The sequence below is a fragment of the Rhodococcus erythropolis NBRC 15567 genome (genome assembly GCF_001552595.1).
Classification (GTDB): Bacteria; Actinomycetota; Actinomycetes; order Mycobacteriales; family Mycobacteriaceae; genus Rhodococcus_F; species Rhodococcus_F erythropolis.
On record NZ_BCRM01000016.1, the window covers coordinates 145,040 to 169,491 of the forward strand.

The following is a 24,452-nucleotide window of genomic DNA, read 5'->3' on the forward strand; positions in this document are numbered from 1 at the left end:
GGTGTGAGAAACCAGGTCAGATCATCACCACCAATTTGCCACGAGCCGTACCGGCTTCCATCTTGGCATGCGCTTGCGCGATGTCCTCGAATGCGAACACCTCGTCGATCGGTACCACCGCCTCGCCTGACGCGACAGCGGAGAGGAAGTCTTGCAGTACGTCGGCAGGCAGGTCGGACGCGTCCCCGCCGTACGAGGTCAATCGCACTCCGCGTGGAATGTAGTCGATCGGATAGAAGTCCTTGACTGTCCACTCGTTGGACAACATGCCCGTGAAACACACGGTCCCGTGAACGCGAGTGGCGCGCAACGTGTCGGGAAGTGTTGGTGTTCCGACTAATTCGAGAGCCAGATCAACACCGTCCGGGAAAATGTCTCGCACCTGGCCTGCCACGGCACCGTCGTCGAGGACAACGTGGTCGACCCCGATCGCGGTCAACGATGACGTCTTGCTCGCATCGCGGGTGGTCGCAAGGACCGTGAGCCCCCACTGCTTCGCCAGGACTGCGGTTGCCATGCCGACCGAGGAGGTTCCGCCTCGAATCAGTAGGGATTGACCGGATTTCGCATCCAGTCCCACCGTCAGCGAGCCGTACGACGTCTGCAGCATCTCGGGAACAGCTCCCACTGTCGACCAGTCCAGTTTGCTGGAGAAGGGAACGACCTGGCTGACGGGAACGCACGTGTACTCGGCATATCCGCCGTCGAAGACCCGACCCATCCCGCCCATCATGGCGGCGACCTGCTGCCCTTCGGTCAACTCCCCGCCGGGGCAGTTCACCACTTCGCCGACGGCCTCGATGCCCAGCACCCTCGGGAACGTCACGCCTTCGGCGAGGCCGAGCCTGGTGTGCAGTTCGGATCGATTGAGGCCGAAGGCCTTCACGCGGACCAGTACCCAGCCGGTGGTAGGCGCCGGTATGGGAATCTCCTTGATCGTCAATGCTTCTGGCGGGCCGGGGGCGTCGAGCACGATTGCGCGCATTGTGTCGGTCATGCTTTCTCCTTGGTGATGAGTGTCAGTCGACGGTTGGCTTCGCGCAGCGTGGCCAGTGTGGCGCCGAACCGATCGAGAGCCTCGGGCGTCAGCACGGAACCGAGACGGCGTGCCAGTTCGTCGTCGAACGTGGACTTCGCCCGCTGCAAGAGGCCAATGCCGTCGGGGGTCAACGCGATGAGTGAGGATCGTTTGTCGGCGGGATTGGATTGTCGACGGCAGTGCCCCGAGGACTCGATCCGATCTACCAATTTGCTCGTGCCACCGACGGTGATCGCGAGGGCTTCGGCAATGTCGAAGACCCGACAGGAACCTAGCCTGTCGATGATCTGCATCGGCTCGAATCGACTCAGTGGCAGGTCGTGCTCGATTCGTAGTCGCTGGTCGACGGCCGTCCACAGTTCGGTTTCGAAGCGGACGAGGTTGTCGAAGTGACCGCTCAGGTCCGACCCCGTCATGAGCAGACCCCGAACCGATATGCATTCCGTGGAATCATTCTTTCACCGTACGCCCGATTCGTGATCAATTCCATGGAATCTATTTGCGGCCTTTCGTTGTGTCGGTGGCGCATGGGAACATATGTTCGTGTCGCATGAACCGCTGGATCGAGAAACGCCAGGTAATCACCCTGGCGGTGCTCGTTCTGGCGGTAATCATTCTGGGGGTAGTCGACCTACGGGTGACGCAACGATCCTCCATGCGGACCTCGATTCGTTCTACGCATCGGTCGAGCAACGTGACGACCCGACTCTGGCGGGCAGGCCGGTCATCGTCGGTGGTGGCGTGGTCCTGGCGGCAAGCTACGAGGCCAAGGCGTTCGGGGTTCGAACTGCGATGAGTGGTGGTCAGGCTCGATCACTGTGTCCCCAGGCGATCGTCGTTCCCCCGCGAATGTCGGCGTACTCGCAGGCGAGCAAAGACGTGTTCGACGTCTTTCACGACACGTCGCCGCTGGTCGAAGGAATCTCCATAGACGAGGCCTTTCTCGAGGTCGGCGGGCTCGCCAAAATCGTGGGAAACCCGCTGCAGATCGGGGCCAACCTCAGGCGCGACGTGGCCGAGCAGGTCGGACTCCCGATCACGGTCGGGATCGCACGCACCAAGTTCCTGGCCAAGGTCGCGAGTGCATTCGCGAAACCCGACGGATTGCTGCGAGTGCCGCCGGAGGGCGAGACCGAATTCCTGCATCCGTTGCCGGTCGAGAAGCTGTGGGGCGTCGGCAAGATCACGGCCCAGAAGTTGCGAAACTTCGACATCGTGACGGTGGGTGACATCGCTCGGCACGACGAATCCTCGATCGTCTCGATTCTCGGGGGCGGCGCCGGTCGCCATCTCTACGCGCTCTCGCACAATCGAGATCCGCGCCCCGTCCGCGCCTATCGTGGCCGCAGTTCGATGGGTGCTCAGCATGCGCTTGGTCGCGGATCCCATTCCCGCGCAGAACTCGATGCGTCGTTGATGTCCCTTGTCGACCGTGTCAGTCGACGCATGCGTTCGGCGCAGCGGACGGGGCGCACGGTCACGCTCCGGCTTCGCTTCGCGGATTTCACGCGGGCAACTCGATCTCACACACTGCGCCGGTCCACCGCCGACACAGTGGAATTGCTGAACGCCTCGATGGTGCTGCTGGACGAAGCGATACCGATGATCGCGGACAAGGGCATCACGTTAATCGGTGTCGCTGTCTCCAACCTGGATCGGGACGGCGCCGAACAACTCGAATTGCCCTTCGACGGTCCAGGATTCGCGGGTCCGGACACTGCCGCCCTCGACTCGGCGATGGACAGCGTCCGGAAGAAGTTCGGCTCGGCGGCTCTCACGAGGGGAGTGCTCCTGGGACGCGATCCGGACCTGTCGGTGCCGCTACTGCCGGACTAGGTGAGGTTTTCTCTCAGAGTCGCTCCCTCGTATTCGTGTCGGAACAACCCACGCGCCTGCAGCACTGGAATCACGTGATCGACAAAATCTTCCAGGCCCTGCGGATAGGTCGGCGGCATCAGATTGAAACCGTCGGCACCGCGGCCGTCCAACCAGGATTCCATCTCGTCGGCAATCGACTCCGGTGTGCCGATCATCGTTGCGTGACCACCACCCGCAGCGAGCGTCCCGAGGAGTTCCCGCACAGTCGGTGCGTCCTTCTCGACGATCCGCAGAATGGTTGCGTAGCGTCCTTGCGGCCCGCTGAATGCTTCGAGTGGAGGCAACGGGCGCACGGGCCCGTCGAGATCCCAGTCCTCGCAATCCTGTCCGGTGAACAACGAGAGTTGGCGTATCGACTGTTCGGTGGGCAGCAGGCGACCAAGTTCGGCCTTCTTGGCCCGTGCCTCGGCGACAGTACTTCCGACGTAGGTGACCAGCCCCGGCATGACGGCGACCGAGTTCGAATCCCGGCCGGCGCGCTCGATTCTCGACTTCATGTCCGCGTAGTAGCTCTGCGCGCTGGGTAGGTCGTAGGCAACCGAATAGATCGCCTCGGCGCGCTGCGCAGCCAGATCGCGACCCTGCTCGGACGCCCCGGCCTGAAACAAGACCGGCCTGCCCTGCGGGGATCGAGGAACCGTCAACGGGCCGTCGACACGAAAATGCTTGCCGTCGTGATCGATGCGAGAAATCTTGCCTGCGTCGGCAAAACGTCCCGCCCGGTCGAGGATCAGCGCGTCTTCCGACCACGAATCCCACAATGCGAGGGCCACTTCGACAAATTCGTCGGCTCGTTCATATCGGGATGCGTGATCGGGCATCGCCTCGAGTCCGTGGTTGCGCGCCTCCTGGTCGAACATCGAGGTCACGACGTTCCATCCGGCCCGTCCGCCGCTGATGTGGTCGAGCGATGCCAAAAGTCGTGCCGCGTGGAATGGCGTGTAAAAGGTCGTGGAGATGGTGGTGACCAGGCCGACGTTCGCCGTCGCTCGTGCCATGGCAGTCAACGCGGTGATCGGTTCGAGAAACCACGACGCACCAGACTCGGGTTCTCGAACACTGTGACCGTCAGCGAAGAAAACGGCGTCCAGCTTGCCGCGTTCGGCGATCTGCGCGAGCGACTCGTAATACGTGATGTCACCGAGACTTTCGACCGGTGAGTCGCGGTGTCGCCACGCCGCACTGTGATGCCCGCAACCGAGCAGGAACGCACCTATCCGTAGCTGTGCGCCCATCAGTTCTTGACGAGTCCGCCGTCGACAACCAGATTCTGGCCGGTCACGGCCCGCGACCATGGGGAGGCGAAAAAGAGTGCAGCGTCGGCAAATTCGTCCGGCGTCGTGACTCGGCGCAGGGGAGTGCTTGCCGCGATCATGTCGAACACGGCTTCCGGTGTCGCGGCACTCGCATCGGTGGTGCGGAGCAAGCCGCCGGAGACCATGTTGACTGTGATCCCGTCCGGACCGAGGTCGGCGGACAGCGTCCGTGTCAGTGCCAGCAGTGCGGCCTTGGCAGCGGTGTAGTCGTGGTACGGAACTACCGGATTCTGGACCAGATTGGTTCCGACAGTGATGATTCGGCCGAAGCCGAGTTCGCGCATGCCTGGTAGCGCTGCCTGGGTGGTATTGAGTGTTCCGGCAACAGCTCCGCGTAGTTGAGAGTCGAAGTCGGCCCAGGTGATCGTGTCCGCGTTCGGCCGGGCATCGCCGTTGAACGAGAAGTCGACCAGTGCATTGTCGACCACGGTCGAGATCGGTGCGTCGAATCTCTCGCGTGCAGCGGAGAACAACTGGTCGACGGAACTGCGGTCCGTCACGTCCGCCTGGACTGCGAAGGTGCGATTCTCACCCAGTTCGGCGACCAGGGCCTCGGCGGCATCGCGGCTCTTGTTGTAGTTCACGATTACGCGGGCGCCCGAGCGGGAGAATGCTCGGCTCAGTGCGGCGCCGAGCCCGCGGGCGCCACCGGTGATCAGAACGATCTGCTCGTCGAGGTTCAATGCGCGCTGAAATTGCTGTTCGGTCATGTCGACATCCCTCCGCCAGTGCTAACTGGTCAGGTTCATCGGGTCTGATCTCAGCCGACTTTTTCGGCACCCCGTGTCACCGTCCATCAGACCACGTGAGGTGAATCGTCCTGAACGCCGGGTGCGTAGTAACGGCCGGCGCGATGAGTTTTCGATCGCTCGGGAGTCGTAATTGCAAGCGAAGTGGCAACCGGCCGCTCGCCTTCGCCCCAGGAGATTCCGATGACCACCCAGCCCGTCCACAACGAAACTGTTTCCGGTAACGCCACGACGACGACACCTTCGGCCACGGCTCGCAAGGTCGGATTTGTCCTGAGTGGGCTGTTCGTCGTTTTCATGCTCTTCGACGGCATCATCCACATTCTCAACCTTCAGACCGTCAAGGATGCCTCCGCCGAACTTGGGTTGCCGGACTCGCTGGCATTGACGGCCGGGGTGGTGCAACTGATCTGCCTTGCGCTGTACGTGATTCCGCGAACGTCGATACTCGGCGCGATTCTGCTCACCGGTTACCTGGGTGGAGCCGTGTTGACCAACCTTCGAGCGGAACAGCCTCTGCTGAGCACGACATTGTTTGCCGTCTATACCGGAATCGTCATGTGGGCGGGTCTGTATCTCCGAGACGAGAAGGTTCGCGAGATCATCCCGGTGCGGCGGGCCTGAAATCAGGCCCCTGAAGGGGTTGCGTGGGACGCGGTGTCCCATTATGTTTGACCTCATTCAAGTCCGTCGACTCCAATCGACGGACTGGCCGTGAGGAGACACCGATGGCTCGGTCAGCGTCGATCGAAGTGGAAAAGCCGTACCGCCAGGTACTGCAGACTTTGTCCGAGGGCTCAGTTGCCCGCAGTTTCGATCCCTATCTCGACATCGACTGGGATTCACCAGAGTTCGCGATCGATCCGCATGATCCGAGGTGGGTACTCTCATCCGTGTCGGATCCGCTCGGAGCGACGCAGTGGTACCAGGATCAGTCGTTGGAGCGTCGAATCGCCATGGGAATGTGGCGTCAGGCGAATGTGACCAAGGTGGGTTCGGCATTCGAGAGCATCTTGATCCGGGGAATGCTGCAATACATCATGGCGCTACCCAACCAGTCGCCTGAGTTCCGGTACTGCCTGCACGAGATGACCGAAGAGTGCAATCACATCCAGATGTTCCAAGAGCTCGTCAATCGTATGGACATCGACGTACCGGGTATGCGTCCGATGTTCCGGCGGCTGTCGCCGATCATCGGAGTGCTGGGAGCAAAGTTCCCGGTCATCTTCTTCATCGGCATTCTGGCTGGTGAAGAACCGATCGACCACTTCCAGAAGGATCTCATCCGCGAGGGTAAGGACACGCCGCCGGCGATGCTCCGCACCATGGAGATTCACATCGCCGAAGAAGCGAGACACATCTCGTTTGCTCACGAGTTCCTGCGTAATCACGTCCCCAGACTCAGTCGTACGAGTCGCGCCATCACATCGGTCGCCTTCCCCGGCACGATGCGTTGGCTTGCGGGCGAAATCATGTCACCGCCAAAGGAATTCGCCGAAGAATTCGGAATCCCGGACGAGGTGATGAAGAGCGCCTTCTGGGGGAGCCCACATTCACGCCGCATCCTGGGTAACTACTTCGGTGAAATGCGAGCCCTGGCAGACGAACTCGGATTGATGAATCCGGTGTCGAAGCGTGCGTGGCGAAAGCTGCGCATCGACGGCGACTACGCCCGCTACCGCGGCGAGCCGAAGCGTTCCGACAAGACCCGGATCTAGTCCGGCCGCGAAGTTCCTCCGTCGGAGGACACCAGCTCGGCTATGAGCGTGGACAATTCGACATGGGGATCGATCTGTAGCCCGCTCGAGCGGGCGACGCCGTCGAACATGTACCAGGTGTATTTCGCGAGGTCGGCGACGATCTCTTCGCGGCTCGGTTTCGGATCGGTGCTTCGGACCCAGTGGGTGAGCGTGCCCTCGACCATTGTCACCACTGCGAACGGTAGTGAATCGAAGGGTGAGGAGTCGATCCCCACGGATCGACCGACTTCGGTGATAGTGGTGAGGGCCGAGTCGGCGATTGTCGCCTTCAGGCTGCTGATCGCGTCGATGCTCTCGTCGTCGTAGTCGGTGGGGCCGGTACCCATGAACTCGTGAATCCGTGGATGCTCGGTGATCCACTCGGCGACGGCGCTGATGGTTCGGGTCAGGATCTGGTCGAGAGTGCCTACCGAAATGCTCATCGACGCATCCAGGGCCGCCGCAAATTGGCCGAGCACAAACGCTCGGACTCGTCGATCGAGGTCGTCTCGGCCGCTGAATTGTCGGTACACCACCGACTTGGCGAGGCCTGCACGGTCGGCGATCTGCTGGACGGACACCTCGGCACCTGCCGCGCGCTCTTCGATCAGTTCGACAGCCGAGGTGAGTATCCGTTTCTGACGCTCGGAGTTGTGTCGCTCCCACCGCGCTTCGCGACCGGTCAACTCTGCAGTGACAGGTTGCGCAATTGCGTCGCTCGGCATCGGGCCAGTCTATCCGGACGGACCCGCCGTATTTCCGACTTGTCATCGGGCGCGGCATCGGGATCGGTCGTCGGTACAACGTGGGACACTGGTCGAGTGAGGTTGTATCGAGACACGGCGGTGGTGCTGCGCCTGCACAAACTGGGCGAAGCCGACCACATCGTCACGTTGCTCACCCGTCAGTTCGGGTTGGTACGTGCCGTGGCCAAAGGTGTCCGCCGGACCACCTCCAAATTCGGTGCCAGACTCGAACCGTTTGCTCACATCGACGTGCAACTACTTCCGGGCAAGAATCTCGACATCATCACTCAGGTGCAGACGGTCGATGCCTTCGCCACTGACATCGTCGACGACTACAGTCGGTACACCACGGCCTGCGCCGTACTCGAAACTGCCGAGCGGTTGGCCGGCGAGGAACGCGCGCCGGCCCCGCAGCTTCAGCGATTGACGGTGGGAGCACTGCGTGCGATCGCCGAGCAGGCGCGGCCGGTCGAGTTCGTGCTCGACGCGTTCTTGTTGCGAGCCATGGGGTACGCGGGTTGGGCGCCTGCCCTCGAAGAGTGCGCCCGCTGCAGCGCTCCGGGACCGCACCGTGCATTTCATGTCGCCGCAGGCGGAGCCGTCTGTACCTACTGCCGCCCGGCGGGTGCTGCGACGCCGTCGCCCGGAGTGCTCGACTTGATGGAAGCCCTGCTCCGAGGGGAGTGGGAGGGCACCGATTCGGCGCCCGCGACGCTGCGGACGCAAGCCAGCGGACTGGTCGCGGCACACCTGCAGTGGCATCTCGAGCGTCAATTGCGGACGTTGCCGCTGATCGAGCGTTCGAGGCCGCATGCAGCCGTCGAGGTCGACTTGTCCGTGAGGCAGGATGGAACCCGTGATTCGACGACGCGAACCGCGAACTCCGCTTGATCCTGCTGCTGAACGGGTGATCCGGCCACCGGACCCACATCCGTCCGGGGCGACCCCGCCGATCCTGCAAACCGAACTCATCCCGCGCCACGTCGCGTTGGTGATGGACGGCAACGGACGGTGGGCGCAGGAGCGCGGTCTGCCGCGAACCGCCGGGCACGAACGCGGTGAAGCTGTCCTGATGGATACCGTCTGCGGTTGCATCGAGATGGGTGTCGAGTGGCTCTCCGCCTACGCCTTCTCCACCGAGAACTGGAAGCGCAGTCCCGACGAGGTTCGATTCCTGATGGGCTTCAACCGTGACGTCATCCGCCGCCGACGCGACGAGATGAACGAAATGGGTGTGCGTGTTCGCTGGGCCGGTCGTAAGCCGCGCCTGTGGGCCAGTGTGATCAAGGAACTCGAGATCGCCGAAGAACTGACCAAGAACAACACAGTCATGAACTTGACCATGTGTGTGAATTATGGCGGGCGGGCCGAAATTGCCGATGCGGTAAAGGAAATCGCGAAGCGTGTCGCGGCCGGTGAGATCAATCCGGACAAGATCACCGAGGCGACGGTTGCCAAGTACCTCGACGAACCCGACATGCCCGACGTCGATCTCTTCCTGCGTCCGTCGGGGGAACAGCGGACGTCCAATTTCTTGATCTGGCAATCCGCCTACGCCGAAATGGTGTACCAGGAGAAGCTGTTTCCCGATTTCGACCGCCGCGATCTCTGGGCCGCCTGCGTCGAATACGCCTCACGCGACCGTAGATTCGGTGGCGTCAAATGACAGGGGAGAACATGACCGACACCACCGACGAAGCAGCCCGCCTGCAAGAACGCGCGGCCGCCTCGCTGGCGCATTTCGTGACGGTCGATGTGGCTGCGGACGGCTCGCTTGGTTTCCAGTACTCCGGCGCGCTGTGCTCGATCCAGGCGATGAATTTGTCCGAGGGTCTGGACGTGCTGTCCATGACGTGTGTCCTCGCGTGGGACCGACCGGTCAGCGCGGCACTGCATCGCAAGGTGGCCGAGCGGAACCGGACCATTCAATTCGGTTCGATCGCGGTATTCGGCCACGGCAGTCTGGCGGACGTGATCCTGCGATACACGTTCCCGGCGGCCGGACTGGACGACGAAGCACTGACCACGATGTTGCTACTCGCGCTGACCGGCGCCGATACCGCGCGTCAGGGTTTGATTCCCTGACGCTGTCAGCTGTCAGCTGTCAGCTGTCAGCTGTCAGCTGTCAGCTGGCGGCGCAGTCGCGGCAGGTGCCGAAGATCTCGACGGTGTGACTCACTTCGGTGAAACCGTTGTCCTCGGCGATGGTCTGTGACCACTGCTCGACCGTCGGGCCCTCGACCTCGACGGTGAATCCGCAGTTGCGGCACACCAGGTGATGGTGGTGTCCGGAGGAGCAGCGTCGGTAGACGGACTCACCTGTGTCGGTGCGCAGGACGTCGATGGTTCCGGCGTCGGACAGTGCCTGCAGCGTGCGGTAGACGGTGGTCAGGCCGATCCCTTCACCGCGCTTGCGCAGTTCGTCGTGCAGTTCCTGTGCCGACTTGAATTCGTCGATGTCGTCGAGCAGGGCGGAGATGGCGCTGCGCTGTTTCGTGGAACGAACGCCGACGGTGGCCGGTCCACGTTTCGAGGTCGTACTGCCCGGGGTGTTCATGCGGTGGAATCTCATCCTTCTTCGGCGTGGGCGACAGCGTCGACGACGATGTGTGCGAGGTGATCGTCGACGAGTCGATAGAGAACTTCTCGTCCGTTGCGTTCGCCGCGGACGACGCCCGCTGCTTTGAGAACGCGCAAATGCTGGCTGATGAGTGGCTGAGTGACGCCGAGAGCGCCGACGAGTTCGTGAACGCAACGCTCCGACTCGTGGAGCTGAAGCACGATCGCGATGCGAACGGGTGCAGCCAGCGCCCGCAGAATTTCGCCGGCGGCCGCCAAAGTTTCCTTGGGCGGCACGGGCGCGGGGGGTGCGGCTTCGAACGGGTCGTGCGTGTGTCCGAGGTCGGAATGATCATGGCTTTTGTGGAGATCGCCGGTATCCGCAATGCTCACAGCGAGGCTCCTTCGAGGGGTAGATCATGATGTCCGGGCATAGCCATCTCACCACATTATTGCAAATCACTTTCATTTTGATATGCACAAGTATGCATGTCAACCTTGGACGGAAGTGCGTGGCAGCCGCCAGATAGGCTGATGGTGCGAAAAGCGCACGAAAATCATGCATCTATTACCCAGATGGAGAGCAATCGAGTGGCACCCAAGTCCAAGATCGAAGCCGTTGTCAATCTCGCCAAGCGGCGAGGCCTGGTCTACCCGTGCGGTGAGATCTACGGCGGTACCAAGTCCGCATGGGACTACGGCCCATTGGGTGTCGAGCTCAAGGAGAACATCAAGCGTCAGTGGTGGCGCAACATGGTCACCAGCCGCGAGGACGTCGTCGGCCTCGACTCCTCGGTGATCCTGCCCCGCGAGGTGTGGGTCGCATCCGGTCACGTCGGTGTCTTCAACGACCCGCTCGTCGAGTGCCTCAACTGTCACAAGCGTCACCGTCAGGATCACCTGCAGGAGGCGTACGCGGAGAAGAAGAAGCTCGACAACCCGGACGACGTCTCGATGGATGTCATCGGTTGCCCCGATTGCGGCACCGTCGGCCAGTGGACCGAGCCGCGCGACTTCAACATGATGCTCAAGACGTACCTCGGCCCTGTCGAGAGCGAAGAGGGCATGCACTACCTTCGCCCCGAGACCGCACAGGGCATCTTCGTCAACTTCGCCAACGTGCTGACCACCTCGCGTAAGAAGCCGCCGTTCGGCATCGGTCAGATCGGCAAGAGCTTCCGTAACGAGATCACCCCGGGCAACTTCATCTTCCGCACCCGCGAGTTCGAGCAGATGGAGATGGAATTCTTCGTCAAGCCGGGCGAGGACGAGCAGTGGCATCAGTACTGGATCGACTACCGCCTGGACTGGTACACCGGCCTCGGCATCAACAAGGACAACCTGCGGCTGTACGAGCATGCGCCGGAAAAGCTTTCGCACTACTCGAAGGGCACGACCGACATCGAGTACCGCTTCCACTTCCAGGGCAGCGAATGGGGCGAGCTCGAAGGTATCGCGAACCGTACCGACTTCGATCTCTCGACGCACTCCAAGCACTCGGGCACCGAGCTGAACTACTACGACCAGACGACGGGCGAGCGGTACACGCCGTACGTCATCGAGCCGGCGGCAGGTCTCACGCGTTCGCTGATGGCCTTCCTGGTCGACGCGTACACCGAGGACGAGGCACCCAACTCCAAGGGCGGCGTCGACAAGCGCACGGTGCTGCGACTGGATCGTCGACTCGCTCCCGTCAAGGCCGCAGTGCTGCCGCTCTCGCGCAATGCGGATCTGACGCCGAAGGCAAAAGATCTTGCGGCGCAGTTGCGTCAGAACTGGAACGTCGAGTTCGACGACGCCGGTGCCATCGGTCGTCGTTACCGTCGCCAGGACGAGATCGGCACACCGTTCTGCATCACGGTCGACTTCGACACTCTCGAAGATCAGGCTGTGACGGTGCGTGAGCGTGACTCCATGGCGCAGGAACGCGTCGCCCTCGATCAGGTGGAAAGCTACCTGGCTGCGCGGCTGATCGGTTCCTGATTCGTTCGAAGCTGACGGGCGGTTCTTCTCATTCGAGAAGGACCGCCCGTTTTCTCTTTCCATGGTGGATCTTCAGGCGCAGGATCGAAGTTATGAGAAAACTCAGCGTGACCAACAGCGTGACTCTCGACGGTGTCATGCAGGCACCTGGCGGGCCGGACGAAGATCGTCGTGGCGGATTCGAGCACGGTGGATGGGCGGCACCCTTCAACGATTCCGTCATGGCACAGAAAATGGGGGAGGGGATGGCGAAGAAATCAGAGTTGCTCTTCGGACGCCGAACCTATGAGAACTTCGCCTCGTACTGGCCGTTTCAGACCGACAATCCGTTTACCGAGGTGCTCGACAACACGCAGAAGTACGTAGCGTCAAGGACTTTGGGTGAACCGCTGCCGTGGAAGAACTCGACTGTGTTGAAAGGCGATGCCGCCGACGCGGTCGCCGCGCTGAAGGAAAGCGATGGCCCGGATCTGGTGATTCTGGGCAGTGGCGACCTGATCACGTCATTGGCCGAACGGCGTCTCGTCGACACCTACACTCTGCTGATTCATCCGCTGGTTCTCGGAACCGGGCGCAGATTGTTCCCCGACGGTGCTGCGCTCGCTCAGTTCACCCTCACCGAAAGTGTTCCTACGACAACAGGCGTCATCATCGCGACGTATCAGGTGAGTTGAATACATCAGGGAACTCGCCGAAATGCTGCTTCTGCCAACGCTGGGTTCTGACGGCTTGCACACTGGTCGGCGTGACCCAGGGCGGATAGACCCGGATAGCGCGCTTGCCGCCCGAGAAGTTCGTCGACACGATGTCGTGTTCGACGAGGGTTTCGGTGGGAAAGACGAAGTGACCCAGATGTTCTTCGTCGTAGACCTTCACCACAAACAGCGCGACGCCGTCGCTGGTGTCGAAGGGGCGGATGGGCCCGGCCTCGGAACGGCGCCACAGCGTGACGAACTGACCGAGCTTGGTCGGCGTCGTCTTGGCGGATCGATAGACGGAGGGAAGGCCGTTGACGGTCAGCGTGTGAGCGCCGTACTCAGCACCCTCGGACTCGGGAATCGGTGTGGACCAGGTAAATCCGTCGGCGTTCATCGGCAACGATGATTCCACGGACCACCGACAGCCTTCGTGGCGAAGGCTGTCGGTGGTAGACGCACTTCAGGCCGTAGGTACCTTGTCGAGAAACCCGAGGACAAGCGTCACCCGGCCGTCGTCGTCGCGTTCGAGTACGTCGAACCCGTCGATCAGTGACTCGGCCCCCGCCGGGCCGAGAGCCCAACCGAATCGAGCCTGTCGGTGGTGCGCGTCCACCGGTCCGATGAGGGTGAAGTGCATGCCCGGAAACTGTTGCTGCACAGCGTTGATCATCGCGTCGATCTGATCGTGTCCGGTGACGTCCGCGAGCGGATCGGTGTAGCGGCCGCCGGGTGCGAACAATTGCTCGATCCGTGCTCTACGGGCGGTGGTATCTGTTTCGTTCCACATGTCGATATAGGCGTCGGCGATTGCGTCGAAGTCGCTCATGGTCGCTCCCTTGATCAGTTCCTGTGGTGAACATCCGGCGGTCTCGCCGGCTGAGACCACTGTTCCTCCGAAACTGCTTCGGGTCGATTACCTCCGAGGTCATGGTCTCGGCTACCTCGGGTCGCTAACTTGAAAGAATGACCTTCGAGACGATGGACGTTGGCACCGAACTCAAGCGGTGGCGGGAGCGGCGAAGGCTCACTCAGTTGGGTCTCTCGGCAGCGGCAGGAGTGTCGACCAGGCACCTGAGCTTCATCGAAACCGGCCGCTCCAAACCCAGCCGGGACATGGTCCTTCACCTGTCCGAATGTCTGGATGTTCCTCTACGGCAACAGAATACGCTTCTGCTGGCAAGTGGCCACTCGCCGGAGTACTCGCAAAAATCGTTGGCGGAAGCGCCGATGTCAGCGGTGAGCGAGGCCATCGATCGCATCATCGACGCGCATGACCCTTATCCGGCCGTGGTGGTCGATCAGCAATGGGAGATGATCGCCGGGAACCAGGCCGTGAGAATCCTGACCGAGGGGGCCGCTGAATTCCTCCTGGAACCACCGGTGAACGTATTGCGTTTGAGTTTGCATCCCGAGGGCATGGCGCCGCGGATCGTGAACCTCGCGCAGTGGCGGACCCACCTGCTCGCCAGGTTGGCGCGGGAAGTGGAGGTCTGTGCGGATGCGCAGTTGGCGTCGTTGCTCGACGAGTTGCGCACCTATCCGAGCGGCGGAGACTGGCACGACGACCGCGCGAATTCCCTGCTGGTTCCGTTGCGCGTACGCGCGGGCGATACCGAATTGGCGATGTTCAGCACCACCACCGTGTTCGGTACGCCGCGCGACGTCACGCTCGCAGAGATCGCGATTGAGTCGTTCTACCCGTCGGACACGCAGACCGCCGATTATTTTCGATCAGCCGCGCAGGTCAGAGAGACTTCTTGCCGAACTTGAGCTTCCACGGCACCAGAGCGGACTCCAACTGAACCGAGAGGCTCATCTTGGAGACACCTTCGGTGCGTTCCTCGAAGCGGATTGGCGTTTCGGCGATCTTCATGCCGCGCTGAACAACTCGGTAGTTCATCTCGACCTGGAACGCGTAGCCGTTGCTCTGCACCGATTCGACGTCGATGTCGCGCAAGGTCTTTGCATGCCACGCCTTGAAGCCTGCAGTTGCATCCTTGACGTGCAGTCGCAGAATAGCGTTGACGTAGAAGTTCGCCCAGGCGGACAAAGCCTTGCGATGCCACGGCCAGTCGCCGGCAACTGCGCCACCCTCGACGTAACGGGAGCCGAGAACGACTGCCGCATCGGTCGTGGTGAGGATCTCGATCATGGCGGGGATCGCTTCGGACGGATGGGAGAGATCCGCGTCCATCTGAATGACGATGTCGGCGTTCTCCGCCAGAGCCCGGCTCATGCCCGCGACATAAGCACGGCCGAGTCCGTCCTTGACCGTGCGGTGAAGCACTCCGACCGGGATGGGTCCATCGATACCCAACTTGTCCGCAACCTCGCCCGTGCCGTCGGGGGAGTTGTCATCGACCACGAGGACGTGCAGGTTCGGGATCTTCAACGCGGCGAGGCGATCGACGAGCTTTGGCAGGTTCTCACGCTCGTTGTATGTAGGTACAACGACGGTTATCTGCGGGGCGACGCTTTCCATAACACCTTCGTATGATCTGTGATCCCGACTTGCCGGATGAAGCGTACGACGAGTGCGGTCGTGAACAAAGTAGGGATTTTACTACCTCGACGGGATCCGTCAGAACCGGCCGCCGCCGCCTCGACTGGTTCGGCCGCCGCCGCCACCGCCGAAACCACCGCCGCCGCCACCGCGACCGGAGCGTCCGCTGCTGCTCGGTCCGCCGTACGAGCGGGGCCCGCCGCCACCTCGCAGAATGCTGTTGATCAGGATGCCGCCGAGGATCGCTCCCGTCGCATCGCCGCCGCCACCGCGGGGTCGTTGGTTTGCTTCCCAGGTGTTGACGTCGTTCTGCGCGGCGCGAAGTGAGTGCGTCGCCAAGGTGGTCGCGGCCTGGGCGTGTTGCAGTGCCTTCGACGGATCCGAAGCCTGCAATTGCTGGGCCGCCTGCAGGTGCCGCTGAGCCTCCGCGTAGCGAGTGCGCGCCTCCGCCCCGATCGCGCCGCGCCTGGTTCCGAGGAAGTCGCCTGCAGCGGTCACCTGAGCCTGTGCGGCCAGAATGTCCTGGGCGAGGCGCTGCTGTGCACGTTCGAGTTGCTGCTTCTGCTCCTGAGCGTCGGCAAGCAGCGCGTCGAGTTGGGCGTCGGCCGCGACGATCTGGTTGAAGGCTGTCAGCGGATCGCTGTCCTTCGACGTCTGAGCATTCGCCAACGCTGCCTGGGCTGCGGCCTTCGCGTCCGCCAACTTCTGCCCGCCCTGCGCCAGGTAAGCGTCCGCAGCAGTGATGCCCTGCTGGACGTCGTCCATCGCGGACGGAAGAGTCGCGATGGCGTTTCGGATGTCGTCGGCGGCGTGATCGACGCCGTCGAGCAGTTTGCGTGCCTGATCGAGAGCCGCTTCGGCAGTGCGAATCGCGGTGACGGCAGCGCCTTGCTTACCGGCCGGCAGCGCGGTGGCATCGCGGCCTTCCTCGATCGACTTCTCGGCGAGCGTCAGGCGTTCGCTGGCCATCGTGACGTTGTTCACGACAGATGCCAGCGTCGGCGCGGGGAACTGATCCTTCAATTTGGTCAGAATCGCCTCGGATTCGGGCAAGCGCACGCTGAGAGAAACAACACTCTGCGTCAACGCATCGAGACGTGCGGGGGCGTTGATGAGAAGGTCGCGAAGCCCGTCGAACTCCTCGACGCGAGCTTCGAGTTCTTGGTCGGCTCGACCGCACGAGGAAATGATGTCGATCAGCATCTGGCGGCGTTGATCGGGAGTTTCCGGGATGGCGTCGTCGAGTCGCTGCCTGATCGCGAAGGCTTCGGCGAGGGTGGCCTTGGCCTTGTCGAATGCTGCCGAGAAGGGTGCGACGGCGGAATCTCCGAACTCGCTGCGGGCCAGATCGAGCTCCTCCTGGCTGCCGGCGATCGCGTTATCCGTCTCGACGAGGATCTCCTTCGCGCGTTCGTCGAGCGTCGGCAGCGGGAGTGCGTTGAGGCTGGCGATGTCGTCGGGGGAGATGTTCTTCGCGGCTTCGACGCTTGCCTTGTTCTTGTCGTTCTTGCGCTTACGTGAGTACAGGACCACACCACCCGTCCCGACCACCACAGCGCCGCCCGCGATGAGGAGTGTTCCGACTCCCATTCCGCCGCTCGTGTTGTTCGCGTCGCCGAGTGCTCCAGCTGCGGCAATTGCCGCGCCGGTCCAATCATCCTCGGCGAGAGCCGGTTCCACCGCGTCGGAATTGATCGATTCGATGTCGGAATCGGTGATGTTGCTCAGCTCAGCGGGGACGTCGAGGTAGTAAGCACGCTCCGCCGTGGCAACTGCAAGCAGGACGGACTTGGTACTCAGCGTCGACTTCGTGGCTGTCTGCTGTGCCCACGCCTGGCCACCCAGGTTGTTGAAATCGGGGACGAACGCGACCCACAGATCGATCTGGTGGTCCTCGCTGAGTTGATCGATCGCGGCTTGTATGTCGCTGCGTTGCCCGGCGTCGAGAACCCCGGAGGTGTCGGTGATGTGATTCGGCAACACCATCGGGGCGTCTGCCGAGGCGAGCGCAGGACTGAAGACGAGCGCCAGCAGAGCGAAAATCGCAGCGGCGGCGGCGGCGCTTCCCCGACGGCGAACGGGTCGGGTGATTGTCCGACTCTGCTCTACCGAGGACAACTGCGCGAAGTGTGGTGCGAGGGCCATGACGCAAATCTATCCGTTGTGGCGCGTCGGCATCGGAGGTGATCGCCGCGAACTGGCAGAATTGCGGGAGTGAAACCTGCTTTCGGTAACCGCCCCCACGACCCATCACCCTCACGGGCGGGCGGCTTCGGGGCAGGATTGGCTCGTTGGACGCGCCGACTGATCGCCGGTGCCGTGTTGATGGCCGTGGTTCTGGTCGGGGGTACTGCGTTCCGGGTGTGGCAGGTGGCGCGCATCGACGATACGCGGCCGGCCGACGCGATAGTCGTTCTGGGCGCGGCTCAGTATTCCGGCACTCCGTCGTCCGTCTTCGAGGCCCGACTCGAGCAGGCGTACAAGCTGTACAAGCGCGGAGTGGCGCCGCAGATCATTACTGTCGGCGGTAAACAAGAAGGTGACGAGTACACCGAAGCGGCGTCGGGAAAGATGTATCTGACCGATCGCGGAATTCCGTCGAGTGCGATCACCGCAGTGGAGACCGGTTCGGACACACTTCTCAGTATCGACGCGGTGAGCGCCGAGATGTCCTCGCAGGGAATCAATTCCGCTGTCCTGGTCAGTGACCCGTGGCACTCCTTGCGAACGCGGACGATGGCCCGCGACACAGGACTCCAGGCGTGGACCGCACCTACTCGTCAGGGCCCGGCTGTCTTCACTCGCGAATCCCAGTTGCACGGAATCGCTCGCGAAACCGGCGCGCTGCTCTGGTATCAGCTCACGCACTTCTCCGCAGACTTCCCCTACACGGCAGGGCAATAGCGACCATGACAGCTCACACCACCTACGGAGGCGGCACCTACTCCGAACACGACCTCGAACGTCGTGTCGTCGAGGCGCCGAAGCGTGCGGGGTTGCCGGGTTCGCAGATCGCAGCGGCGCAGCATCGTTCGGACTTCTCGCGAGATCGGGCGCGTGTCCAACACTCCGCGGCTTTGCGGCGCTTGGCCGACAAGACCCAGGTTGTCGGCCCGCGCGACGGTGACACACCTCGTACGCGGTTGACGCACTCGATGGAGGTCGCACAGATCGGGCGAGGGATCGCCGACGGACTCGGTTGCGATCCGGACCTGGTGGACCTCGCCGGTCTCGCGCACGACATCGGGCACCCGCCGTACGGTCACAACGGCGAGAAGGCCCTGGACGAAGTCGCCAAGGACTGCGGAGGTTTCGAGGGCAACGCGCAGAATCTGCGTATATTGACCAGCCTCGAACCCAAGATCCTGCGCCCCGACGGTCTGAGTGCCGGCCTCAATCTCACCAGGGCATCACTCGACGCAGCCATCAAGTACCCCTGGACCCGGCCGCAGCCCGGCGCGAAGTTCGGGGCATACGACGACGACGCAGAGGTGCTCGCCTGGGTGCGCGAGGGGGCGCCCGAGCGTCGGCAATGTCTGGAAGCTCAGGTCATGGACTGGGCCGACGACATCGCGTATTCCGTGCACGACGTGGAGGACGGGGTGATCGCAGGCCGTATCGACCTTCGCTCGCTTGCCGATCCGTCCGAGCAGCGCGCACTGGCAGAACTGGGGGCCTCCGAGTTTCGGGGATTGGTAGTCGACGATCTGATCGACGCCGCTCAACGGTTGTCCGAACTCCCCGTCGTACGCGGGGTCGGAAGTTTCGACGGCACACTCGGAAGTTCCGTCGCGTTGAAGAATCTCACGAGTGAATTGGTGGGTCGCTTCGCCACCGCAGCGATCGCCAGCACCCGGCTGACACACGGTGACCGACCCCTCTCGCGGTATCAAGCCGACCTCGACATACCCGAGGCCGTCGCATCCGAGGTGGCGTTGCTCAAGACCGTGGCGCTGTACTACGTGATGTCCGACGCCGGACACAAGGCGCGTCAGGATCGGCAGCGTGATCGTGTTCATCGCGTCGCGGAATGGCTGCTGGCGACTGCGCCGGCCGGGCTCGATCCGATCCTGCTGCCCGCGTGGGAACACGCCGCGGACGACGGTGCTCGGGTCCGGGTAGTGGTGGATCAGATCGCGTCGTACACGGAGAGTCGGCTGGAACGGGTGGACAAAGCGAGCCTGGGCGCGCAGGCCAGCTGGGGCTGAGCCGCTTACGCCTTCAGCAGGTCATCCGCGTCGACGGGTCGGTAGTGGTATCGAGCCACTTGCCGTAAGCGTCGCCGCCTGCTGCGCGAACGTCCTTGCAGATCTTCGACTCGGTGTTCCCGGATTCGCGATACACCGTGTAGATCGCCGTCCCCGAATCGGAGACTTGACGCAGTGACGGGCAGGACTGGTCTGTGCGTAGGTATTTCGAGCCGGGGAACGCGTCGAGGTAGTTCTGGATCTCGCTGGCGTACGTTGCCGGATCGGTGGCATTGGCCAACACCACGATTCCGGTTCCTTTGCATGAGGGGACGGTGATCGGCTTGCTGACCCCGAGGTCGCCATTTCTCGCGCCCGGGTTCGACGCCCGGGTGGTCGTGGTCGCCTGCAGTCCGGCGGTGGGTAGCGGCTCGAGCTTCGGCGTTCTGGCCGGCTCCTGAGTGGGTGCCGGTGCCGACGTGGCGATGGAAGCTGCTGCAGTGGTGGGTGATTCGGGTCCCGAGTTCCCCCGCATCACCCAGGCCGCCGTGCCTCCTGCGGCCAGAACGAATGCAACTCCAGCCGCACCGATCGCGATCGGGGCTCGGTTTCGCTTGGTCTTTGTCGCGATGTGCGTGTAGTTCCCGTGAGCGGGATTCGCCGTGGTGTAGATGGGCGGCGCGACGATCGTGGGGTGCAATTTGCCGGCGGCGCCGGGGGTGTCGGTCGTCGAGAGGGCCTGCTGCGCTTGGAGTGCGAGCGCTCCCGTAGTCGGATAGCGGTGTGCGGGATCCTTTGCCATGCCGCGAGCCACGATGGCGTCAAAACCTTGCGGGAGCGATGGAACCGTCAGCGTGGGGCGTGGCGGCGGAGCGTTCAGGTGCGAATTGACCAGATGCTCGATGCTTGTGGTGTTGAAAGGTGTTGTTCCGGTAAGTGATTGGTAGAGGACACAAGCCAGGGAATAGACATCCGCTGCGGCCGTCGGCGTTTCGATTCCGAACCGCTCCGGCGCCATGTACGCATAGGAACCGACTGCGCTTCCCTCGGTGGTGATCTTCGTGTCCGTCTGTGAGTATGCGATTCCGAAGTCGACGAGGTAGGCGAAGCCGTTGTTCGTGAGAATGATGTTGTCTGGTTTGACGTCGCGATGGATGAGCCCGCGGGCATGTGCGGCGTCCAACGCCGAGGCGATTTGCGAGACGATGTCGACGGCTCGTATAGGCGTGAGTCGGCCGAATTCGGCCAACTCGGCGCGCAACGTATGACCTTCGACCAAACGCATGTCGATGAAGAGGACTCCGTCGATTTCGCCCCAGTCGTGTACCGGGATCACGTGCGGTTCGTTCAAGGCGGCGGTGGTGCGAGATTCTCGGCGGAAACGAGCTTGGAATGACGGGTCGGCCGCAAGTTCGCGATGGAGCAACTTGAGTGCGACCAGGCGATCCTTCGAGGTGTCGTACGCCTCGTACACTTCACCCATTCCGCCTCGGCCGAGGAGGCGACGCAACTCGTACACGCCGAATCGGGTTCCTGATCGCCCTTCGTGCGAGCTCGAGGCGTTTTCAGTCATCGTCGGTCCCATCGCTGCGGTGCAGAGTCGGCCATCAACATATCGTTGTCAGGAGGTGCCGGGGGACCGCCTAGACTGATGTACGTGGCGGGCCGAATTTCTGACAGAGACATCGCGGCCATTCGCGAACGCACTCGCATCGAGGACATCGTCGGTGAATACGTTTCACTCAAGCGTGCCGGTGGCGATTCGATCAAAGGTCTGTGTCCCTTTCACGACGAGAAGTCGCCGTCGTTCCACGTGCGACCCAACCACGGCCTCTACCACTGCTTCGGCTGCGGTGAGGGCGGGGACGTGTACTCGTTCCTGCAGAAGATGGATCACATCAGCTTTGTCGAGGCTGTCGAGCAGTTGGCGGATCGGCTCAGCTACACGATTTCGTATGAGGGCGGTGGGCCTTCCGTTCAGCGCGATCGCGGCACTCGTGCACGCTTGATCGCGGCAAACGCGGCGGCTCAGGAGTTCTACGCCGCTCGTCTGCGCGAACCCGATGCCCAGGCGGCTCGCGACTACCTCACCGAGAGAAACTTCGACGGTGCCGCAGCACTGCAGTTCGGGTGTGGATACGCGCCCGAAGGTTGGGACACTCTCACAAAACACTTGATGTCCAAGGGCTTCGAATTCAAGGAACTCGAAGCAGCCGGGCTGTCCAAAGAGGGGCGACGAGGTCCGATCGACCGGTTCCATCGCCGTCTTCTGTGGCCGATCCGCAGCGTCGCCGGTGACGTCATCGGCTTCGGTGCCCGCAAGCTTTTCGACGACGACACCATGCCGGGTAAGTACGTCAACACGCCGGAAACGATCCTCTACAAGAAGTCTCAGGTCCTGTTCGGCTTGGACCTCGCCAAGCGCGACATCGCCAAGGGGCACCAGGCGGTAGTCGTCGAGGGCTACACCGACGTCATGGCGATGCACTTGGCTGGCGTCAAGACCGCCGTCGCTTCGTGTGGAACCGCCTTCGGTGAGGAGCACCTTGCGATGCTCCGCCGACTCCTGATGGACGACAGCTACTTTCGCGGTGAGATCATCTACACCTTCGACGGTGATGCCGCGGGGCAGGCCGCTGCGATGAAGGCGTTCGAGGGTGATCAGAAGATGGCCGGGCAGACGTTCGTCGCCGTCGCGCCCGACGGAATGGACCCGTGCGATCTGCGTCTGAAGTCTGGTGACGCCGCCGTTCGCGACCTCGTGGCACGGCGCACTCCGATGTTCGAGTTCGTGGTGAAGTCCATCCTCACCGAACACGATCTGGAGACCGCTGAAGGTCGCGTCGAGGCACTGCGTCGTACCGTCCCCGTCGTTGCGCAGATCAAGGAATCAACTCTGCGCGACAGCTACGCGAATCTGTTGTGCGGATGGGTCGGTTGGGACGATCTTCCGTCGGTTCGACGACGCGTGCGTGACGAAGCTCGCAAACGGGCGTCGACGCGCGGATCTTCACCGGCGCCCAAGCGTCGTCAGGTTGTCGAGGCACCTGCCGCCGATGCGCTTGCGCTGCCGATCGGAATTTCCAGGCCACGGCCCAACGATCCGGCGCTCTCGACGCAGCGAGCTGTCCTCAAGGCCGCATTGCAGCACCCTGGCATCGCCGGCAGTGTCTTCGACTCGTTGCCTCCCGAGACATTCACCCACCCCGCCTACGTTGTCATCAGACAGGCAATGGCTGACGCCGGTGGAACGAGCAAGGGGCTCGGTGGCGCCGAGTGGATCGAAGTCGTCACCAAGGGCGTCGAGGACATGACGGTGGCCTCGGTTGTATCTGAGCTGGCCGTCGAACCGATGCCGTGCGACGAAGACACGGTTCCGCGCTACATCAACGGAGTGCTCGCACGACTGCAGGAAGCGTGGGTGGGCGAGCAGGTTGCCGACCTCAAATCCAAGCTTCAGCGCGTTTCACCTGCTGCGGCCCCCGAGGAGTACAACTCACTGTTCGGAGACCTCGTGGCGCTGGAGCAGTATCGCCGACAGCTGCGTGAGCAGGCTGTCGGCGACCAAAGCGTCTGACCTAGCGGTTTTTCTTCAACTGGTCGTGGGGGACCAGAATCGTGGTCTCCTCGTTGATCGGCTTCATCGGCTCGAGCTTGGGCTGAGTACTCAGTGAGTCGGCCAGCTTCTGCCGTGACGCGTCCAACACCTTCTTGGTGGCCGGACTAGTGGCCACCGCCTTCGCGGCCCGGCTGATCTGCTCGTATCGTGCGCGGCCCGCTTTGGTTCCCAGGACGTACCCAGCTGCAACACCGATCAACAAACGCATCATTCCTGCTTCCCTCCAGCACCGATCGTCCTGACTCCATCCTGCCTGATGACTCGCTGGGCAGGCGATTTGGTACTTCGGTGGAGGATTCGCTACAGTTTCTCAGGCAACGCCGGAACGGGCGAAGCGAGCAAGACAATCCCCTGTAGCTCAATTGGCAGAGCTTCCGACTGTTAATCGGACGGTTGCTGGTTCGAGTCCAGCCGGGGGAGCAGCAAAGCCCCTCACCTGAGCAATCAGGTGAGGGGCTTTCTTGTATTCGTCTGACCTAGTGCGCTCGCAGCAGGTCCACCGATCGAAGTGCCGATTCGACGTCTGCCGCCTTGTTTGCTTGTTCTGCGCGAATTCCCAGCCGTCGAGCGCTGAGGACGTTCACCGGGTTGTCGTCGACGAAGAAGGTCTGCTGTGGACGCGCATCGAGAAACTCCAGCGCAGCCAGGAAGGCCGCAGGGTCGGGTTTGGTAGCTCCGAGCATGCAGGAGAAAACATGCTCGTCGATTGCCACTGGAGTTACAACACTTTCGATGGCGGCCAACAGGACAGGTCCATTGTCGGAGAGTGTGGCGACCGCGACGCCCTCGCTTCGAAGCGCGATTGCGAGATCGATGACTGCGCGGTCCGGGATGAAGGCCTTGGCCCAGGCTCGGCGAAGGTCGTCGCGGTCACCGGGAAACCCGAGCCGTCGAAAGCGTTCCAGGATCGCGGTTTCGGAGTGAAGGCCGAGGTCGCATTCATGGTCGAACCCGGACGCGAACACGAGGGCGTGAATCTCTTCTTCAGTGACGCCGATGGCCGCTGCCAGTTCTGCGGCGCGAAGTTCAGGCTCGAATCGACACAGCACGCCGCCCAGGTCGAACAACACGAGTTCAGGTGGTCCGCTGTCGTTCGCCATGTCGCAGAGGATAGGCGTCATCAGCACCCGTGAACGCGACGCGTAGATATTGGCGACAGATACACCAAAGCCCGACGCAAGTGTCTGCGTCGGGCTTTCGGTGGAACCGTCGAACTGTTTGACGGGTGCGCTTACTTCGCTGCGCGATCCGACGGCTCGAACAGCCGGATGATGTGGCTGGGGTTGATGTAATAGACACCATTCGGAGAATTGAGGACGAGAGTGTCTTCGGTGAAATCGGTGACGGTGCCGTTCAGCTTCGCGCCGTCGGACATGATGATCCGGATCGTGGCCTTCGAGTTCTTGAATTCGGTCAGTGCAAGCTTCATGTGGTGA

General features: G+C 62.4%; 27 protein-coding genes, 1 tRNA gene and 1 riboswitch. Of the genes, 13 read left to right on the plus strand and 15 right to left on the minus strand.

Annotation, left to right across the window (positions count from 1 at the left end):
• Positions 1 to 16: 16 nt before the first annotated feature.
• Both RE4_RS19800 and RE4_RS19805 read right to left on the minus strand, forming a co-directional pair.
• Complete coding sequence (locus RE4_RS19800) at positions 17 to 997, minus strand: zinc-binding alcohol dehydrogenase family protein (RefSeq protein ID WP_127159995.1); 981 nt, start codon at positions 995 to 997, stop codon at positions 17 to 19.
• Positions 994 to 1,455: a MarR family winged helix-turn-helix transcriptional regulator gene (locus RE4_RS19805; protein ID WP_046378750.1), complete on the minus strand. Its 462-nt coding sequence runs from the start codon at positions 1,453 to 1,455 to the stop codon at positions 994 to 996. Before RE4_RS19805 ends, RE4_RS19800 begins: the two co-directional genes overlap by 4 nt.
• 121 nt (positions 1,456 to 1,576) lie before the next feature.
• On the opposite strand from RE4_RS19805, the gene dinB reads away from it, so the two are divergent.
• Positions 1,577 to 2,875, plus strand: a complete 1,299-nt coding sequence (gene dinB, locus RE4_RS19810; protein ID WP_081098403.1) for a DNA polymerase IV — start codon at positions 1,577 to 1,579, stop codon at positions 2,873 to 2,875.
• Here the strand turns inward: dinB and RE4_RS19815 are convergent.
• On the minus strand, positions 2,872 to 4,152 hold the full coding sequence (locus tag RE4_RS19815) for an LLM class flavin-dependent oxidoreductase (RefSeq protein ID WP_060939186.1): 1,281 nt from the start codon (positions 4,150 to 4,152) through the stop codon (positions 2,872 to 2,874). The genes dinB and RE4_RS19815 overlap by 4 nt on opposite strands.
• Positions 4,152 to 4,916, minus strand: a complete 765-nt coding sequence (locus RE4_RS19820) for a 3-oxoacyl-ACP reductase (RefSeq protein WP_436799927.1) — start codon at positions 4,914 to 4,916, stop codon at positions 4,152 to 4,154. Before RE4_RS19820 ends, RE4_RS19815 begins: the two co-directional genes overlap by 1 nt.
• Positions 4,917 to 4,933: 17 nt before the next feature.
• A riboswitch (TPP riboswitch) is annotated at positions 4,934 to 5,027 on the minus strand.
• Positions 5,028 to 5,165: 138 nt separating this feature from the next.
• On the opposite strand from RE4_RS19820, the gene RE4_RS19825 reads away from it, so the two are divergent.
• Positions 5,166 to 5,606, plus strand: a complete 441-nt coding sequence (locus RE4_RS19825) for a DoxX family protein (RefSeq protein WP_060939209.1) — start codon at positions 5,166 to 5,168, stop codon at positions 5,604 to 5,606.
• A gap of 104 nt (positions 5,607 to 5,710) precedes the next feature.
• On the plus strand, positions 5,711 to 6,700 hold the full coding sequence (locus RE4_RS19830) for an AurF N-oxygenase family protein (protein WP_019749004.1): 990 nt from the start codon (positions 5,711 to 5,713) through the stop codon (positions 6,698 to 6,700).
• Here the strand turns inward: RE4_RS19830 and RE4_RS19835 are convergent.
• Positions 6,697 to 7,446, minus strand: coding sequence for a TetR/AcrR family transcriptional regulator (locus tag RE4_RS19835; protein WP_019749003.1), 750 nt, complete (start codon positions 7,444 to 7,446; stop codon positions 6,697 to 6,699). The genes RE4_RS19830 and RE4_RS19835 overlap by 4 nt on opposite strands.
• A gap of 96 nt (positions 7,447 to 7,542) precedes the next feature.
• On the opposite strand from RE4_RS19835, the gene recO reads away from it, so the two are divergent.
• The 3 genes from recO to RE4_RS19850 are packed head-to-tail and all read left to right on the plus strand — an operon-like array spanning position 7,543 to position 9,552.
• The gene (gene recO, locus RE4_RS19840; protein WP_019749002.1) at positions 7,543 to 8,358 is read left to right on the plus strand and encodes a DNA repair protein RecO; all 816 of its coding nucleotides are present in this window, start codon (positions 7,543 to 7,545) and stop codon (positions 8,356 to 8,358) included.
• Positions 8,315 to 9,133, plus strand: a complete 819-nt coding sequence (locus RE4_RS19845) for an isoprenyl transferase (protein ID WP_019749001.1) — start codon at positions 8,315 to 8,317, stop codon at positions 9,131 to 9,133. The genes recO and RE4_RS19845 overlap by 44 nt, the downstream gene beginning before the upstream one ends.
• Positions 9,130 to 9,552: a YbjN domain-containing protein gene (locus RE4_RS19850; protein ID WP_019749000.1), complete on the plus strand. Its 423-nt coding sequence runs from the start codon at positions 9,130 to 9,132 to the stop codon at positions 9,550 to 9,552. Before RE4_RS19845 ends, RE4_RS19850 begins: the two co-directional genes overlap by 4 nt.
• Before the next feature lie 40 nt (positions 9,553 to 9,592).
• Here RE4_RS19850 and RE4_RS19855 read toward each other — a convergent pair whose 3' ends face one another.
• On the minus strand, positions 9,593 to 10,024 hold the full coding sequence (locus RE4_RS19855; protein ID WP_020908177.1) for a Fur family transcriptional regulator: 432 nt from the start codon (positions 10,022 to 10,024) through the stop codon (positions 9,593 to 9,595).
• A gap of 11 nt (positions 10,025 to 10,035) precedes the next feature.
• On the minus strand, positions 10,036 to 10,419 hold the full coding sequence (locus RE4_RS19860; protein ID WP_003944457.1) for an ArsR/SmtB family transcription factor: 384 nt from the start codon (positions 10,417 to 10,419) through the stop codon (positions 10,036 to 10,038).
• A gap of 198 nt (positions 10,420 to 10,617) precedes the next feature.
• Here RE4_RS19860 and RE4_RS19865 point away from each other — a divergent pair, with 198 nt between their 5' ends.
• Both RE4_RS19865 and RE4_RS19870 read left to right on the plus strand, forming a co-directional pair.
• A complete protein-coding gene (locus tag RE4_RS19865) occupies positions 10,618 to 12,009 on the plus strand; it encodes a glycine--tRNA ligase (RefSeq protein WP_003944491.1) in 1,392 nt (463 codons plus the stop codon).
• A gap of 92 nt (positions 12,010 to 12,101) precedes the next feature.
• Entirely contained in the window at positions 12,102 to 12,683 is a 582-nt protein-coding gene (locus RE4_RS19870; RefSeq protein WP_019748997.1) for a dihydrofolate reductase family protein, read from the plus strand.
• Here the strand turns inward: RE4_RS19870 and RE4_RS19875 are convergent.
• Positions 12,658 to 13,119 carry a MepB family protein gene (locus tag RE4_RS19875; RefSeq protein WP_060939187.1) on the minus strand — a complete coding sequence of 154 codons (462 nt, stop codon included), beginning with the start codon at positions 13,117 to 13,119 and terminating at the stop codon, positions 12,658 to 12,660. The genes RE4_RS19870 and RE4_RS19875 overlap by 26 nt on opposite strands.
• A gap of 48 nt (positions 13,120 to 13,167) precedes the next feature.
• On the minus strand, positions 13,168 to 13,533 hold the full coding sequence (locus tag RE4_RS19880; RefSeq protein WP_024487641.1) for a nuclear transport factor 2 family protein: 366 nt from the start codon (positions 13,531 to 13,533) through the stop codon (positions 13,168 to 13,170).
• Between the two features lie 137 nt (positions 13,534 to 13,670).
• Between RE4_RS19880 and RE4_RS19885 the strand changes: the two genes are divergently transcribed.
• Positions 13,671 to 14,477 (plus strand): helix-turn-helix domain-containing protein, encoded by an 807-nt coding sequence (locus RE4_RS19885; RefSeq protein ID WP_060939188.1) that lies wholly within the window; start codon positions 13,671 to 13,673, stop codon positions 14,475 to 14,477.
• Here the strand turns inward: RE4_RS19885 and RE4_RS19890 are convergent.
• Both RE4_RS19890 and RE4_RS19895 read right to left on the minus strand, forming a co-directional pair.
• Positions 14,452 to 15,189, minus strand: coding sequence for a polyprenol monophosphomannose synthase (locus tag RE4_RS19890; RefSeq protein WP_003944487.1), 738 nt, complete (start codon positions 15,187 to 15,189; stop codon positions 14,452 to 14,454). The genes RE4_RS19885 and RE4_RS19890 overlap by 26 nt on opposite strands.
• Positions 15,190 to 15,288: 99 nt before the next feature.
• The gene (locus RE4_RS19895) at positions 15,289 to 17,355 is read right to left on the minus strand and encodes a TPM domain-containing protein (protein ID WP_060939189.1); all 2,067 of its coding nucleotides are present in this window, start codon (positions 17,353 to 17,355) and stop codon (positions 15,289 to 15,291) included.
• 69 nt (positions 17,356 to 17,424) lie between these two features.
• Here RE4_RS19895 and RE4_RS19900 point away from each other — a divergent pair, with 69 nt between their 5' ends.
• Both RE4_RS19900 and RE4_RS19905 read left to right on the plus strand, forming a co-directional pair.
• Positions 17,425 to 18,114 (plus strand): YdcF family protein, encoded by a 690-nt coding sequence (locus tag RE4_RS19900; protein ID WP_007731109.1) that lies wholly within the window; start codon positions 17,425 to 17,427, stop codon positions 18,112 to 18,114.
• Between the two features lie 5 nt (positions 18,115 to 18,119).
• A complete protein-coding gene (locus tag RE4_RS19905; RefSeq protein ID WP_060939190.1) occupies positions 18,120 to 19,418 on the plus strand; it encodes a deoxyguanosinetriphosphate triphosphohydrolase in 1,299 nt (432 codons plus the stop codon).
• A 13-nt stretch (positions 19,419 to 19,431) separates the two neighbouring features.
• Here RE4_RS19905 and RE4_RS19910 read toward each other — a convergent pair whose 3' ends face one another.
• A complete protein-coding gene (locus RE4_RS19910) occupies positions 19,432 to 20,970 on the minus strand; it encodes a serine/threonine-protein kinase (protein ID WP_436799926.1) in 1,539 nt (512 codons plus the stop codon).
• An 84-nt stretch (positions 20,971 to 21,054) separates the two neighbouring features.
• Here RE4_RS19910 and dnaG point away from each other — a divergent pair, with 84 nt between their 5' ends.
• Complete coding sequence (dnaG, locus tag RE4_RS19915) at positions 21,055 to 22,974, plus strand: DNA primase (RefSeq protein WP_003941578.1); 1,920 nt, start codon at positions 21,055 to 21,057, stop codon at positions 22,972 to 22,974.
• 1 nt (position 22,975) lies between these two features.
• Here dnaG and RE4_RS19920 read toward each other — a convergent pair whose 3' ends face one another.
• Positions 22,976 to 23,227 (minus strand): hypothetical protein, encoded by a 252-nt coding sequence (locus tag RE4_RS19920; protein WP_003941570.1) that lies wholly within the window; start codon positions 23,225 to 23,227, stop codon positions 22,976 to 22,978.
• 136 nt (positions 23,228 to 23,363) lie between these two features.
• Here RE4_RS19920 and RE4_RS19925 point away from each other — a divergent pair.
• Positions 23,364 to 23,436 (plus strand) — tRNA-Asn (locus tag RE4_RS19925).
• Positions 23,437 to 23,492: 56 nt separating this feature from the next.
• Here RE4_RS19925 and RE4_RS19930 read toward each other — a convergent pair.
• Together RE4_RS19930 and RE4_RS31660 are read right to left on the minus strand one after the other, a co-directional pair.
• Positions 23,493 to 24,116 (minus strand): HAD family hydrolase, encoded by a 624-nt coding sequence (locus tag RE4_RS19930; protein WP_238076751.1) that lies wholly within the window; start codon positions 24,114 to 24,116, stop codon positions 23,493 to 23,495.
• Between the two features lie 131 nt (positions 24,117 to 24,247).
• Complete coding sequence (locus RE4_RS31660) at positions 24,248 to 24,445, minus strand: hypothetical protein (RefSeq protein ID WP_003941659.1); 198 nt, start codon at positions 24,443 to 24,445, stop codon at positions 24,248 to 24,250.
• Positions 24,446 to 24,452 lie beyond the last annotated feature (7 nt).

What these genes read in the sequence shown, in the direction of transcription:
- RE4_RS19885 (WP_060939188.1), top strand. Translation starts at nt 13,671, where the DNA reads ATGACCTTCGAGACGATGGACGTTGGCACCGAACTCAAGCGGTGGCGG.
- dinB (WP_081098403.1), top strand. Translation starts at nt 1,577, where the DNA reads ATGTTCGTGTCGCATGAACCGCTGGATCGAGAAACGCCAGGTAATCAC.
- RE4_RS19870 (WP_019748997.1), top strand. Translation starts at nt 12,102, where the DNA reads ATGAGAAAACTCAGCGTGACCAACAGCGTGACTCTCGACGGTGTCATG.
- RE4_RS19930 (WP_238076751.1), bottom strand. Translation starts at nt 24,116, where the DNA reads ATGGCGAACGACAGCGGACCACCTGAACTCGTGTTGTTCGACCTGGGC.
- RE4_RS19800 (WP_127159995.1), bottom strand. Translation starts at nt 997, where the DNA reads ATGACCGACACAATGCGCGCAATCGTGCTCGACGCCCCCGGCCCGCCA.
- RE4_RS19910 (WP_436799926.1), bottom strand. Translation starts at nt 20,970, where the DNA reads ATGACTGAAAACGCCTCGAGCTCGCACGAAGGGCGATCAGGAACCCGA.
- RE4_RS19895 (WP_060939189.1), bottom strand. Translation starts at nt 17,355, where the DNA reads ATGGCCCTCGCACCACACTTCGCGCAGTTGTCCTCGGTAGAGCAGAGT.
- RE4_RS19890 (WP_003944487.1), bottom strand. Translation starts at nt 15,189, where the DNA reads ATGGAAAGCGTCGCCCCGCAGATAACCGTCGTTGTACCTACATACAAC.
- RE4_RS19805 (WP_046378750.1), bottom strand. Translation starts at nt 1,455, where the DNA reads ATGACGGGGTCGGACCTGAGCGGTCACTTCGACAACCTCGTCCGCTTC.
- RE4_RS19880 (WP_024487641.1), bottom strand. Translation starts at nt 13,533, where the DNA reads ATGAGCGACTTCGACGCAATCGCCGACGCCTATATCGACATGTGGAAC.
- RE4_RS19835 (WP_019749003.1), bottom strand. Translation starts at nt 7,446, where the DNA reads ATGCCGAGCGACGCAATTGCGCAACCTGTCACTGCAGAGTTGACCGGT.
- RE4_RS19825 (WP_060939209.1), top strand. Translation starts at nt 5,166, where the DNA reads ATGACCACCCAGCCCGTCCACAACGAAACTGTTTCCGGTAACGCCACG.
- RE4_RS19920 (WP_003941570.1), bottom strand. Translation starts at nt 23,227, where the DNA reads ATGATGCGTTTGTTGATCGGTGTTGCAGCTGGGTACGTCCTGGGAACC.
- RE4_RS19855 (WP_020908177.1), bottom strand. Translation starts at nt 10,024, where the DNA reads ATGAACACCCCGGGCAGTACGACCTCGAAACGTGGACCGGCCACCGTC.
- RE4_RS31660 (WP_003941659.1), bottom strand. Translation starts at nt 24,445, where the DNA reads ATGAAGCTTGCACTGACCGAATTCAAGAACTCGAAGGCCACGATCCGG.
- RE4_RS19845 (WP_019749001.1), top strand. Translation starts at nt 8,315, where the DNA reads ATGGAACCCGTGATTCGACGACGCGAACCGCGAACTCCGCTTGATCCT.
- RE4_RS19830 (WP_019749004.1), top strand. Translation starts at nt 5,711, where the DNA reads ATGGCTCGGTCAGCGTCGATCGAAGTGGAAAAGCCGTACCGCCAGGTA.
- RE4_RS19850 (WP_019749000.1), top strand. Translation starts at nt 9,130, where the DNA reads ATGACAGGGGAGAACATGACCGACACCACCGACGAAGCAGCCCGCCTG.
- RE4_RS19815 (WP_060939186.1), bottom strand. Translation starts at nt 4,152, where the DNA reads ATGGGCGCACAGCTACGGATAGGTGCGTTCCTGCTCGGTTGCGGGCAT.
- RE4_RS19905 (WP_060939190.1), top strand. Translation starts at nt 18,120, where the DNA reads ATGACAGCTCACACCACCTACGGAGGCGGCACCTACTCCGAACACGAC.